This window comes from Bacillus sp. S3, from assembly GCF_005154805.1.
GTDB lineage: Bacteria > Bacillota > Bacilli > Bacillales > Cytobacillaceae > Neobacillus.
This window is the reverse complement of sequence record NZ_CP039727.1, coordinates 1434612-1448572: the sequence shown is the minus strand read 5'-3', so window position 1 is coordinate 1448572 and position 13961 is coordinate 1434612. Positions and strand designations below refer to the sequence as shown.

Here is a 13961-nt window from a genome sequence, read left to right as displayed (position 1 = left end):
AAAAAGAGACCCATCGCTGGGTCCCTCTTACGTTAGCCGACTTGTTTAATTTTGTTAGGCTGTTCTGCTTCTCGCTTATGAAATCCTTTCAGATAATATACTGCAACTAATAAAAGCAAGAAGATTGGACCAATAATAACGGCAATTCTGGTATCAGGACTATAACCCATGATACCAATAACAAATGCTAAAAATGCAAGTGCTAAGTAAGATGAAAAAGGATATAGCGGAAGCTTATATTTCAATACCTTAACCTCAGAAGAATTTAAGCCCTTTCGATATTTAATCTGAGATAAAAGGATAACTCCCCAAGTCCAAATTGCACCAAAGGTTGCAATACTTGATAACCATGTAAATACCTTTTCAGGAACAATGTAATTTAATACAACGCCGACTAATAGAACGACTGAAGAAGCTAAAACAGCTTTTCCAGGAACACCACTTTTTGTTACTTTTCCAAATTCTCGTGGTGCCTCTCCATGCCCTGCTAAGTTAAATAACATACGTGCCGTACTAAAAATGCCGCTATTACATGAAGATAGTGCTGCAGTTAAAACAACAAAGTTAATAATTCCAGCAGCACCCTTAATCCCAATTTGTTCGAATGTTAAAACAAACGGGCTTCCCTTTGTACCAATTTCTTCCCAAGGGTAGATGGACATAATGACAAATAATGCCCCAACATAAAAGATAAGAATACGCCAAAAAACGGTATCAATCGCTCGTGAAAGAGATTTTTCCGGGTTTTTGACCTCACCCGCTGTAACTCCAATCATTTCAAGCCCAAGATAGGCAAACATAACCATTTGTAGGGATAATAATACACCTTTCATTCCGTTAGGGAAGATCCCGCCATGTTCCCATAAGTTAGAAATCCCAGTTGCAATACCGCCATTACCAAAACCAAAGAAGATCATCGCCGCTCCAACAGCAATCATAGCTAGAATCGTAACGATTTTAATGAGGGCAAACCAAAATTCTAATTCGCCATATGCTTTTACTGCAAGGAAATTGATTGTTGCCATAATGACTAATGCTGCAAGTGCCCAAATCCAACGTGGAACGGTTGGAAACCAATATTCCATATAGATTCCAATCGCAGTAATTTCAGCCATACATGTGACAATCCATAAAAACCAATAATTCCATCCCGTAATAAATCCTGCAAGCGGACCTAAATAATCACGAGCATATGCACTAAAAGAACCAGCTACGGGTTTTTGAATAGCCATCTCCCCAAGAGCTCTCATAATAAAAAACATGATTAGACCTGCAACTGCATATCCCACTAAGATACCAGGACCGGCCATCTTAATGGTAGTTGCAGAACCAAGAAATAATCCAACCCCAATGCAAGCCCCTAATGACATTAAAGCAATATGTCTTTCTTCTAAACCACGATGAAGTGTTTCCCCTTTAGTGTTGTTACCCATATATTAATCTCCCCCTTTGATTAATAAGTTCATTTCCCATCCAGACATTTGTTCGTAACCACTATTTTCTCCTATAAAATAAGGGAAAATATTATTAAAGCTTTCTTAAGATAAAAATAATACTTTCAATAATACAACACTTAAAAGTATTTTTCACCTTCCTCCTCTTGTTGTGAGCGCTTTCAAATTAGAATAGTTCAACTTATTCCTTTTTTGAACTTTACATGAAATTATTTTAACATTATTGTGAACAATCTTTTTTTGTTAAAAAACGAGAAATTATTATTTTTTTTTTGTAAAATTAAACAAAGACAAACCTTATAAATTTAATTTTTCTCAAAAATAAACTAAAATAGTTTTATATAGATTGTGGAGGTTATCATTTTGAATGCTAAACAACCAGACCCCTTTAAAACAGCTTTTGAAAGTTTAGATGAATTCGCAGATCTCATTAGTCAGGTATTAAAATGCCCGATTACGATTGAGGATGCCAACCACCGTCTTCTTGCTTACAGTACACATGATGAACGTACCGATCCAGCGAGAATTTCGACAATTATCGGACGAAGGGTGCCGGAAAAGGTCATCAATCAATTATGGAAAGAAGGAACCATTCCAGCACTTTTAAAGGCACGGGAACCGATTCGCGTGAAAAATATGAACGATATTGGTCTAAACCATCGAGTGGCGATTTCCATTTGGAAACAGGATGAGGTACTGGGATTTATTTGGGCAATCGAAATTGATAAAAGATTGACGGATGAAGATTTTGATTTACTAAAAAAAGCGGCAGATGCTGTTAAAAATAAATTGTTGCAGCTGCAAACGAGGAAAAATAAGAAGGAAGAACACTCACAAGAATTCTTCTGGAAACTTTTAACGGGACACATGAAGGATGAAAAGGAAATAATCGACAACTTTCAATCATTGCAGATCCCGCCGGCCTCCTCTTTTGCAGTAGCAGTATTTCAATTTCAGCAAAATATCACCAGTAAAGAGGAGCAGTCCATATCCTATTTGTTAAAAACAAGCCAACGTCTGAAAATAATGCTTTATACAATTGACTGCAATCAACTGATTCTATTAATATCAGCGGCCAATACAGATGACACCTTTCAAGACCTTGACCATTTTGCGCAGACATTTGTTAGTAAAATGAATGAGCGGTACGGAATAACCGATATCATTCCCGTATATAGCAGTATTTATAAGGATTATCAAATAATTGATAAAGCATATAAAGAAACATTGGCGGTATTGTCGATTAAAGAGAAATTCCCATTAGAAACAAAAGAGATTTCCAATTACCAAAAACTAGGGATCTACCAACTGTTTGAGATTATTCTTGAGAAACGACAAAAGGAAGAATATGAAAATTTCTCGTTAAAGAAACTCCATTCTTATGACCAAAAGCATAATAGTAATCTAGTTGAAACCTTAGAGGTATTTTTAAATCTGGATAACAATATTAATGACGCTGCTAAAGAATTAAATGTTCATGCCAACACATTAAATTACCGGTTAAAGCGGATTTCAGAAATTGGGGATGTTAATTTTAAAGATCCGAATCAAAAAATGATGTTATATCTTGATTTAAAGCTGGAAAAATATCAGGGGATTTGAACATTTTGTGAAAATCCCCAAAAACTATAAAAAAATTTCTCCGTTCTTAACAAAGAAATTCTGTGGCAGGCATTTTATACTTTAGCCATAGCAAAACATTACAAAGGTTTGGGGAGGAATTAGGGATATGTTTATTGGTGTACCTAAAGAAATTAAAAACAATGAAAATCGTGTAGCACTTACTCCAGCTGGAGTCGTTTCATTAGTAAAAGCGGGTCATACAGTTTTAGTTGAAACAGAGGCCGGTATTGGAAGCGGTTTCACTAATGAAGATTATTCAAAAGCTGGCGCGGAGATTCTTGAAAGCGCTAACCTTGTGTGGTCTAAAGCAGAAATGATTATGAAGGTTAAAGAACCACTTTCAAGTGAGTATCAATACTTCCGTCCAGGATTAATTTTATTTACCTATTTACACCTTGCAGCTGAGCCTGAGCTGGCACAAGCGCTGAAAGAGAAAGGTGTGATTGCAATTGCTTATGAAACAGTTGCGGTAAACAGAACTCTCCCACTTCTTACGCCAATGAGTGAAGTGGCTGGCCGGATGGCTGCGCAAATTGGCGCACAATTCTTACAAAAGAATAATGGCGGTCAAGGAATTCTGCTTGCTGGTGTACCAGGAGTAAACCGCGGCAAGGTTACCATTATCGGTGGTGGAATTGTTGGTACGAATGCTGCTAAAATGGCAGTTGGTTTAGGTGCTGATGTGACAATCATTGATCTAAGTGCTGACCGTTTGCGCCAACTTGATGATATTTTTGGAAATCAAATCAAAACATTAATGTCTAACCCATTCAACATTGCAGAAGCAACAGCAGAAGCAGACCTTTTAATCGGTGCTGTATTAATCCCTGGTGCAAAGGCTCCTAAGCTTGTTTCAGAGGAAATGGTTAAATCAATGAAGCCTGGTTCTGTTATTGTCGATGTTGCGATTGACCAAGGTGGAGTGGTTGAAACTTCTGACCACGTTACTACACATGACAACCCTACATTTGTAAAACATGGTGTTGTACATTATTCAGTAGCAAACATGCCAGGTGCAGTTCCAAGAACTTCAACAATGGCACTGACAAATGTTACTGTTCCATATGCATTACAAATTGCCAATAAAGGCGTGTTTAAAGCTATTTCTGAAAATGCTGCTTTAAAACTTGGCGTGAACGTTGCTAATGGGGAAATCACTTACGAAGCGGTTGCAAAAGATCTTGGTTATGAGTATGTATCAGTAGAAAACGCTTTAGAAAAAGAACTTGCTGCCCTTTAATCAACAGCTTAAAGAGGATGTTTCCAAAAGGAAACATCCTCTTTTTTTAGCGTTGGAAAATATTACTTTCCCATCCGGTATAAGTGCAACTACGCCTCTGTCTTCGTCCTGACGGGCTCGCCAATCTGCGAGTTTTCTTTATAAATACTTTCTATGAAGGCCCTTTCCGTCATATGAAAACAGCATTTTTCTTTCTTCGATCATCGTTTCAATATGAACCGGTCTGCCCCACAACTGTTGAATATAGGGTAGAACTTTTTCAAGATATTTAACATCCAGCTCAACACCCTCATACCAGTGTTTTAAGTAGAGTTCTCCATTTTTTAAATAGTCTCCGTCATTGACTGTGATATACGGGAATCCGCCGTTTACCCGCATATTAACAAGCTGATCACGGATATGCTCCCATTCTTTATCTACAATTTTATAATCCCGTCCCTGTTTTTGAAAAAGATACATATCTTCTCTCATGACAAGATCCTTATTTAAGTAATTTCGAAGAAAGGAGATATCCGATTCGACTTCCCGTACTTCAAACATTTTCTCCCTGCCGGAACCTGGCTCGACGCCTCGGCGCTTCATTTCATCGGTTGGGTTGTTATATCGTTCTTCAATATCTTCAAAGATTTTTATGCCAAGATAATATGGGTTAATACCTGTTTTCGATGGCTGCACGACCCCGGCATTCAATTTAGCAAATTCGATTGATTCACCGCTTGTCAAATCCATTTCCCGTAAAATGCGTTGATGCCAATAGGAGGCCCAGCCTTCATTCATAATCTTTGTTTCCAGCTGTGGCCAAAAATAAAGCATTTCTTCGCGCATCATGGTTAAAATATCCCGTTGCCAATCCTCCAGTTCCCTGCTGTAAGTTTCGATAAATAGTAATAAGTCCTTTTCAGGCCTTGGCGGAAATTTCTTCTTCCTCGGCTGATCGCTTTTCTTTTTGTCTTTTTCGTCCAGTTTCCAAAGGTCATCATATGGCGTTATCACATGATGTTCTTCATTTTCATCCTCTTCATCATCACCGATGGACCAAGAAAGCTTCGGCCTCATAAGCGATGGGTCAATATGTTCATCAATAGCTAACACAGCATCTAGGAAAGTTTCTACTTCCCTTTTTCCATATTGGATTTCATATTGGTGTATCCGATCTGCAGTCGCTGCCATACTTTCAACCATATCCCGCTTTGTATTTTGAAAGCGGACATTATTTTTAAAGAAATCACAATGGGCCAGGACATGAGCAACGATTAGTTTATTTTGAATAAGGGTATTGGAATCGAGCAAGAAAGCGTAACATGGATTTGAGTTAATGACAAGTTCATATATTTTACTAAGTCCCAGATCATAGTGCAATTTCATCTTATGAAACTGCTTCCCGAAGCTCCAATGGGAAAATCGTGTTGGCATTCCATATGCACCAAAGGTATAAATTATTTCAGCAGGACAGATTTCGTATCGCATCGGATAAAAATCCAAACCAAAGCCGCTTGCGATCTCAGTAATTTCGTTAATGGCATATTCAAGCTGCTTGCGCCCTTCTACATTCATTCACCACTCCCCCTTTTCCTCTTACCACAATGTATGAAGGAAACGCGGGAATGATGAGGAAGAAGCAAAAAAACAGTAACCAATCCTTCGGTGATACGATTATCTTCCCCTTGGGATGCTGCATTATCAACTTATTCAGCCAATTTCTTGGCCTCTTCTGCCAGCTTAAGCCCAACATATTGATTTCGGATCCATTCTTTTTTAAAAATGATCAATGGCGGGCTTGTTTCGCCAACAAGATAGCTCAATTCAATCGTCATCGCCGGTCTGCGATATGTCGTGATAAACCAATCGGTAAATCCTCCACCTACTGCATCCGGATCAGGTTTCGCTAATCTATATCCGGTTAATTTTGCAATCTTTTTAGCAACTTTATAATCACGGCTCAGATGTTTGCCATTTTTATAATTCCAAAAAATCTCTCTTCCAGCTGTATGATAAGCGACAGCAATAGAGGGGTTAATTTCTTTAATAAATTGTGTTAAAGCTATTACCTCTTTAGCTTCCAGGGGTTTTTTTCCTTTAAAAAATTGATAATAAGGTTCGCTTGGTTCCTGATTAAGCCCCTCCCAGCCGGCTGGGTATTGCCTGTTTAAGTCTATACCAAGCCCATTTGCCTTCCACCTTTCAAAATTGGCCAATCCTTCATTCATGCTCAAAAGTCGTTTTTGATGATTGACAGGAAAATATGTAAGGTTATTTTGTTGGATGGCGACTCCGTCAGGATTTAACATCGGCACAAACCAAATTGACACATCATTAAGGATAGAGGTATTTTTAGATCCGAACATTTTCTCCTGTTGATAGGCCTCGGCATAAGTCTCAAGCATCTTCATTAAAAGTATGCTGGTCAGCCATTCACGTCCATGGTGTGACCCAATCAAGACAATATTCTGTTCCCCTCTTCCCAGTTTTACAGCCCATATCGGTTTTCCAAAGTGCGTGGTTCCAATCGATTTCAATTCAATTTGGTCATTATATTTTCGCTGAATTATTTTTAGGTCATGTTCAAGCTGCACCTGTGAATAGGGTTTATCCGTTTTTACTATGTTTGCTTCCGCAGTTGTTTCAAATAAAAGAATTAAAATCAAAAGCACCCAACAATATTTAGCCATCCTACCACCACTTTTTATACAGGTAAATGTTGAAAACAGCGTAGTAGCAAGGTGCCCAACATTTTCTGTGAAAGTTATCTTCAGAATGTCATACAATAATCACAACTCCTAAATAAGGAGGAGAGAAAACAAATGAATAAATTGGATTATGACAGGGCGTTATACTATACGCACCGGTCGGAATGGGATAACTTACTGATCTTAATGGTAAGAACGAAAGACCAATTTTTATCTAAAAAGATTGAACAATTCCTGCATGCCTACAATTTTGAAAAGGACTACACAGTACTTGAAGCGAAACTATATAATCTTCTTCGTTACATCGACCATGCTAACGAAACTGTTGAACCTGATGAAAATGGGATACCGATGTATAGTCTTTCCTGAAAATACAAGCAGATACCGATTTTGTTGAGAAATATTTTACCAACCGGGCCAAAGAATTCCACCAAAAAACGGCTTCCAGATTGGAAGCCGTTTTTCTTATGCAATAGGATATTGTTGTACGAAGGGATGTAAGACGATTTCATCGATCAGCATATGCTTTGGTGCCGATGCCATATATACAACTGCATTTGCGATGTCCTCGACCTTCAGCCAATCCTTTTTCTCCGGTAAGCCTTGAGTTGATTCGGCAAAATACGTATCGACCATGCCAGGATTGATCGTGCCGACGCGAATTCCATATTCACGTACCTCCTGGGCGACTGAGCCGGAAAAACCTTGAACCGCATATTTAGTGGCGGTATACGCAGCACCATTCGGAATCGTATAACGGGCAACATCGGAGGAAATGGTAATAATCGTTCCTGTCTTCCGCTCCTTCATATGTGGAAGGACGGCCTTCGTAGCCAAGAACACCCCTTGGACATTCACCTCAAATACCTTTCTCCACTCTTCTACCGTGACGTCTTCTGTTAATTTAAAGAAACCGACACCTGCATTATTTACAAGAACATCGACTTTACCGTATGCTTCAATCGTTTTCTTAACGACTTCCTGCATGTCCTCTTCTTTCGAAACGTCTGCTTGAACAGGGAGAATATTAGCGTATCCCATCTTCTTTAATTCATCTGCCGTTTCTGATACTTGTGATGAACTGCCTACGATTGTTACTTTCATTCCTTGTTCAGCCAGTTTAATGGCGATTTCTCTCCCAATACCACGAGATGCGCCCGTGACTATAGCAGTTTGTTCATTTAACATATTCTTCCGCTCCTTCGTGATGACATACTAATATGTTTTCAAGGCTATTTTTCCTGAACCATTTTCACTTTCTGATCAACGAGCCCCATAAAGGCCTTTTCAATAGATACAAGCTTCTCTTTACTTTTTGCAAGACTTTCACTATTAACCCCAAAGTAGAATTTTACTTTTGGTTCCGTTCCCGATGGTCTTAAACAAACCCATGAGCCATCTTCAAAAATATATTTTAAGACATTTGATTTTGGTAACTCAATTTTTTCTTCCCCGTTTTGTGTTACCCGAATTCTTGTTAAATAATCTTCTGTTGCAGTCGTTTTTACTTCCCCAAGCTTTACCAACGGCTCATTTCTAAAAGAGGCCAAAAGAAGCTGAATCATTTCCGCTCCTTCTTTGCCTTTTAATGTTAAGGAACGAAGACCTTCTTGGTAAAAACCATACTTTTCAAATACTTGCAGCATTCCATCATAAAGGGTCATGCCCTGTTTTTTATAATATGCGCAGACTTCTGCCGCTAATAAAGCCGCTTGCACTGCATCTTTATCACGGGCAAAGTCGCCAATTAAATAACCGTAGGACTCTTCATAACCAAATAGGAAAGTCCGCTCACCTGATTCTTCATATTGCTTAATTTTTTCAGCAATAAACTTAAATCCGGTTAATACATCAATCGTTTCTAATTGGAAAGCTGAAGCAATTTTCCGCCCTAATTCAGATGTTACGATTGTTTTTAATACAACTCCATTTTGCGGCAGTATGCCTTTCTCCTTTTTCTGAGATAGGAGATAATCAAGTAATAAAGCACCAGTTTGGTTGCCTGTAAGAACAACATATTCACCTTCATGATTTAAAACAGCAATTCCTAAGCGATCGGCATCTGGGTCTGTTGCAATTAAAATGTCAGCTCCCACTTTTTTACCATCGCGTATGGCTAGTTCAAAGGCAGCATGCTCTTCCGGATTTGGACTCTTCACAGTAGAAAATTCCGGATCCGGCTGTTCCTGTTCCTTTACCACCGTTACATTTTGGTACCCTAATGCAGCAAGTGCCGCCCGAACGGGTTTATTGGCCGTTCCATGCAGCGGTGTAAAAACAATGTTAATATCCGTTTTAGCCGCAAGACCGGGATTTACTGAAATAGTTTTTAGATTTTCAATATAAACTTGGTCAATTTCTGATCCAATGGTTTTAATTAACCCTAATTCCCTTAAATGTTCTTCACTGTCGACCTCAATTAATAATTCATTTTCAATTTCGTTTACTTTTGAAATAACCAAATCCGCAGCCTCAGGAGGAAGTTGACCGCCATCTGAACCATATACCTTATACCCGTTATATTCCGGCGGATTATGACTTGCGGTCACGACAATTCCGGAAAAGGCGTTTAGGTGCCTTAAGGCAAAAGAGAGTTCCGGTGTTGGTCTAAGTTCATCAAAGACATATGTTTGAATCCCCTTCGTCGCAAGAGTTTTAGCAGCCTCCAATGCGAATTCGGGAGATTTATGACGTGAATCATAGGCAATGACAACACCACGATCTTTCGCTTCCTTGCCATATTGTTCTATGTAAGCAGCCAGACCTGCCGAAGCTTTACGAACGGTGTAGATATTCATTCTGTTTGTTCCAACACCAATTTCTCCACGCATTCCGCCTGTACCAAACTCTAAATTTTTGTAAAAGGACTCTTCTAGGTGCTTCTCATCCCTCATTAATTCCGATAATTGTTCTTTTAATTCCAAATCCAGTCCATCGAAATCAATCCAACTTTTTGCAATTAACTTCCAATCCATAAGGTGTCCCCTCCAATTTCTGTCTACTATGTATTGTTTCTAAGTTCTAAATAGTTACTCCTGCTAAAATCACGCGAAAAAAGCCGACAATTTCTGCAGAATGTAAGTGAATACAATCACATTCTATCATACAATATATTTCCATCCTTTAAGAGTAAAAAATAGAAAAAAGCCTGAAAAAAAACAGGCTTTCCTTTTTTCCTATATTATCAGTTCATTATCTGCCTTTGTGTATACACTGAGAATTGTGTTTTTCAACCTTTTTGCCTCTGCAAATTGTTCAAATTGAAACGGAAAAAACACCCCAAATTCCTTCAGTGTGGCAGCATTTTTGTTAAATACTGCTTCGTACTGATCATCCAGTTGTGCAGACTCAAGAATCGATATTAATGTTTGCATACAGGTCATCACCTGAAATGCATCTTTTAATGTGCTATAATCCTCAGAAGATCGCAACACCTTTAACTGTTCAAATTCACAGATATCCTCATCGTTAAAATAGACCGGAAAAATATTAGAATAAATATACCTCACCAGTCCATTAATTTCTTGTTCCTGACTTGGTGTCGAGGCAAACACTATTTTCACTTAAAAACCCACCTTTGCCATCGCTTTTTTCTGACGAATTTTATATCATAAGAATACCATAACTACCGGGAAATTTACGGTGGTAATTAGTGGATGACAGAAGGAGTAATTATGTTAAAAACAGTACGTAAAGGTGAATGGTTTCACATAATTGTCCCTATAGAGTGGGAAGGAAAATCGATTGATGAGATATTTCGTTCTGTTTGGGAAGCCCCTAAAAAGATGATTCATCAATTCCGGATGGAGGACAAGGTTCTGGCAGAAAGCAGTCGTGTTAATTGGAATTTGCCCCTCACAGCTGGGGTTCAGCTGCAAGTTAAGCTATTTGAAGAAGAAACACTCCCGGTTACCCCAAATTTCCATGACATTGACATCCTGTTTGAAGATGATCACGTTATAGTGATTAATAAACCGCCATTTATGAATACGCATCCAAATGACCCTTTGACTGAGAGCAATACACTACTTAATGCTGCAGCTTTTTATTTACAATCCAAAGGAGAATATCGAAATATACGTCACATTCACCGCTTAGACCGGGATACATCTGGGGCGATTTTATTTACAAAGCATGCGTTGGCAGGAGCTATTTTAGACAAGATGCTTGAGAGACGCGAAATCAAACGGACCTATATTGCCGCAGTCCATGGATGTTTCAAGCGAAAAAAAGGAACAATCCATCAGCCAATTGGCCGGGACCGGCACCATGCAACAAAAAGAAGAGTTTCACCAACCGGCCAAGATGCCTTAACCCATTATCAGGTGATAATGGAAGATAAAAAGAAGGAGCTCTCATATGTAAAATGCTGGCTTGAAACGGGAAGAACTCATCAAATTAGGGTCCATTTAAGCCATTTCGGGCATCCAATCATTGGAGATACATTATATGGCGGACAGCCAGTGGTCAATAGACAGGCCCTGCATGCCGCCAAACTGGAATTTATTCATCCCATGACGAAAGAAAGTATTGTATGTCATGCGCCTTTTAACGATCTATTAGGTGTTTTTAACAAAATTGACGTTAATTCAATATAACTTCTGACCATTGGAAAAGCCTCCCGAAACGGAGGCTTTTTACATCCAAGATTTTATTTACACGATTTAGTCTGCTTTTCTAAAGGCTCGCATGATGAAGCTTAGCAGAAGAACCAATACGGCTGCACCAATGATTGCTGGTATAATAGCAAAATCGGCCACATGCGGCCCCCAATTACCTAAAACAGCTGTACCGAGCCATGCGCCAACAAAACCAGCAATGATATTACCAATAATGCCACCAGGTATATTCCTTCCAACAATAAGACCTGCTAACCAGCCTATAATTCCACCTACAATTAATGCCCAAATGAAGCTCATTTTAGAACACTCCTTTTTAGTATTCATCATTCATTCATTAGCATTTCCTCAGGCAGTAGTGGAAAGTGCATTTTCTTGCTGCCTGTATCTATAAAGTACCCTTATTTTTTTTTAATACTCCTTTTCGGGCATAAAATATCAAAAAAAGCTTTAAGTTTACATAAATTCTTTATTCTAGGCCAAAGTAAAACAGTAATTGGAACGAAAAATAGTTTTCTGAAAATTCTAATGTTAAGTTTTTGTAAATTTCGTTAAGATTTATATCTTTTTTCGACATTTTTCATATAAAATTATTGAGTTGATTCACAACTTTGGATGAAAAAAATGGGGGTAAAATCAATGGCATTTAAAAAAGTGGATAAATTCTCGGCACTTTTAAGTAAAATTTCCGGAAATTTAAATGAAGGAACAGATTTCTTTACTGAATACAAATTAAAAAACATTAGTGACTTGAAAATTTTTTCAGAGAAAATGAAAGAATATGAAACACAGGGAGATTCTTACGTTCATGAAGTGATAAAAGAACTAAATGATGCCTTCATCACACCGATTGAACGGGAAGATATCCTGCACCTTGCAATGAGCATGGATGATGTTTTAGATGGCCTGGAAGCTACTTCGGCATTATTTGAAATGTATTCGATTACCCAAGCGGATGATTTTATGAAGCAGTTTGTTGCCGCAATTCAAGGAAGTGTCCATGAAATCGAAAAAGCAATTGAACTATTATCAAATAAAAAGCTGCAGCAAATAAGAGAACATGCCATTAAAATTAAGGATTACGAATCAAATTGTGATAACATTTTACGCCAATCTATTAAGAATTTATTTACAGTTGAAAAAGATCCAATCCGGATCATTCAATATAAGGAAATATATGAAAATTTAGAGGATATTGCTGACTATTGCCAAACTGTCGCAAATACTCTTGAAACCATTATCATGAAAAATGCCTAAGGAGCAAATATATGAGCATTCTATTAATACTAACGATATTAATTGTTATTTGTGCCCTTGCATTTGACTTTATTAATGGTTTCCATGATACGGCAAATGCAATCGCAACATCAGTGTCAACAAAAGCATTAAGACCGCGTCAGGCAATTCTTTTAGCTGCTATCATGAACTTTGTCGGTGCGATGACGTTTACAGGGGTTGCCAAAACAATCTCAAAGGATATTGTTGATCCCTTTAATCTTACCAACGGATCAGTTGTAATTCTGGCTGCCTTAATTGCGGCGGTTGCATGGAATTTAATTACCTGGTATTTCGGGATTCCGAGCAGTTCTTCCCATGCCCTTATCGGATCGATCGCCGGAGCAGCAGTTGCTTCTAAAGGTTTAGGTGTACTTAACTACGCCGGATTTATAAAAATTCTTGAAGCCCTTATTCTTTCACCAATTTTAGCGTTTGTAGTTGGATACATCGTTTACAGTATTTTCAAAGTGGTATTTAAGAATTTCAATTTAGCAAAAACAAATCGAAATTTCCGTTATATCCAGATCGCTACTGCTGCATTACAATCTTATTCACACGGAACAAACGATGCCCAGAAATCAATGGGGATTATCACCATGGCTTTAATTGCCAGTGAATATCTTCCCCATAATGCAGATGTGCCATTTTGGGTTCAGTTTTCCTGTGCATTAGCAATGGGGTTAGGTACTTCCGTGGGCGGATGGAAAATCATTAAAACGGTTGGCGGAAAAATTATGAAGATCCGTCCGATCAATGGTGTTGCGGCAGATTTAACAGGTGCCGGGATTATTTTCGGAGCAAGCTTAATTCACCTTCCAGTAAGTACAACACATGTTATTTCTTCCGGAATACTTGGTGTTGGATCTGCACACCGTCTTAAAGGAGTCAAGTGGGGTACGGCCCAACGCATGCTGATTACATGGGTTATTACTCTTCCCATCACTGCATTACTAGCAGCCATTTGTTATTTTGTTTTGAATCTAATCTTTTAAATACTAAACCAGGGAACTCATTTCTCTGGTTTTTCTCTTTCATAATGACAAACCACCAGTTCACAGGC

General features: G+C 38.3%; 13 protein-coding genes. 6 read left to right on the top strand and 7 right to left on the bottom strand.

Going from position 1 to position 13961, the window contains the following annotated elements; all coding sequences use genetic code 11:
* Positions 1–32: 32 nt before the first annotated feature.
* Positions 33–1433 carry an amino acid permease gene (locus tag FAY30_RS06880; protein WP_149869169.1) on the bottom strand — a complete coding sequence of 467 codons (1401 nt, stop codon included), beginning with the start codon at positions 1431–1433 and terminating at the stop codon, positions 33–35.
* Between the two features lie 384 nt (positions 1434–1817).
* On the opposite strand from FAY30_RS06880, the gene FAY30_RS06875 reads away from it, so the two are divergent.
* Together FAY30_RS06875 and ald are read left to right on the top strand one after the other, a co-directional pair.
* Positions 1818–3056, top strand: a complete 1239-nt coding sequence (locus tag FAY30_RS06875; protein WP_149869168.1) for a PucR family transcriptional regulator — start codon at positions 1818–1820, stop codon at positions 3054–3056.
* Between the two features lie 127 nt (positions 3057–3183).
* On the top strand, positions 3184–4317 hold the full coding sequence (gene ald / locus FAY30_RS06870) for an alanine dehydrogenase (protein WP_149869167.1): 1134 nt from the start codon (positions 3184–3186) through the stop codon (positions 4315–4317).
* 138 nt (positions 4318–4455) lie between these two features.
* Here the strand turns inward: ald and FAY30_RS06865 are convergent, their stop codons facing one another.
* Positions 4456–5871, bottom strand: coding sequence for a SpoVR family protein (locus tag FAY30_RS06865; RefSeq protein WP_149869166.1), 1416 nt, complete (start codon positions 5869–5871; stop codon positions 4456–4458).
* A gap of 131 nt (positions 5872–6002) precedes the next feature.
* Positions 6003–6986 (bottom strand): M14 family zinc carboxypeptidase, encoded by a 984-nt coding sequence (locus FAY30_RS06860; RefSeq protein ID WP_149869165.1) that lies wholly within the window; start codon positions 6984–6986, stop codon positions 6003–6005.
* Positions 6987–7118: 132 nt separating this feature from the next.
* Between FAY30_RS06860 and FAY30_RS06855 the strand changes: the two genes are divergently transcribed.
* Positions 7119–7373, top strand: a complete 255-nt coding sequence (locus FAY30_RS06855) for a YhdB family protein (RefSeq protein WP_149869164.1) — start codon at positions 7119–7121, stop codon at positions 7371–7373.
* Positions 7374–7469: 96 nt separating this feature from the next.
* On the opposite strand, the gene FAY30_RS06850 is transcribed toward FAY30_RS06855, so the two are convergent.
* The 3 genes from FAY30_RS06850 to FAY30_RS06840 form a co-directional block, all read right to left on the bottom strand.
* A complete protein-coding gene (locus tag FAY30_RS06850; RefSeq protein WP_149869163.1) occupies positions 7470–8192 on the bottom strand; it encodes an SDR family oxidoreductase in 723 nt (240 codons plus the stop codon).
* Positions 8193–8236: 44 nt separating this feature from the next.
* Entirely contained in the window at positions 8237–9979 is a 1743-nt protein-coding gene (locus FAY30_RS06845) for a phospho-sugar mutase (protein ID WP_149869162.1), read from the bottom strand.
* 201 nt (positions 9980–10180) lie between these two features.
* Positions 10181–10567, bottom strand: a complete 387-nt coding sequence (locus FAY30_RS06840) for a YhcU family protein (RefSeq protein ID WP_149869161.1) — start codon at positions 10565–10567, stop codon at positions 10181–10183.
* Between the two features lie 111 nt (positions 10568–10678).
* On the opposite strand from FAY30_RS06840, the gene FAY30_RS06835 reads away from it, so the two are divergent.
* The gene (locus FAY30_RS06835) at positions 10679–11602 is read left to right on the top strand and encodes an RluA family pseudouridine synthase (protein ID WP_223820915.1); all 924 of its coding nucleotides are present in this window, start codon (positions 10679–10681) and stop codon (positions 11600–11602) included.
* A gap of 66 nt (positions 11603–11668) precedes the next feature.
* Here FAY30_RS06835 and FAY30_RS06830 read toward each other — a convergent pair whose 3' ends face one another.
* Complete coding sequence (locus FAY30_RS06830) at positions 11669–11923, bottom strand: GlsB/YeaQ/YmgE family stress response membrane protein (RefSeq protein ID WP_149869159.1); 255 nt, start codon at positions 11921–11923, stop codon at positions 11669–11671.
* 339 nt (positions 11924–12262) lie between these two features.
* On the opposite strand from FAY30_RS06830, the gene FAY30_RS06825 reads away from it, so the two are divergent.
* Positions 12263–12880 carry a DUF47 domain-containing protein gene (locus tag FAY30_RS06825; protein ID WP_149869158.1) on the top strand — a complete coding sequence of 206 codons (618 nt, stop codon included), beginning with the start codon at positions 12263–12265 and terminating at the stop codon, positions 12878–12880.
* Positions 12881–12891: 11 nt separating this feature from the next.
* The gene (locus tag FAY30_RS06820; protein WP_149869157.1) at positions 12892–13893 is read left to right on the top strand and encodes an inorganic phosphate transporter; all 1002 of its coding nucleotides are present in this window, start codon (positions 12892–12894) and stop codon (positions 13891–13893) included.
* Positions 13894–13961: the final 68 nt, after the last annotated feature.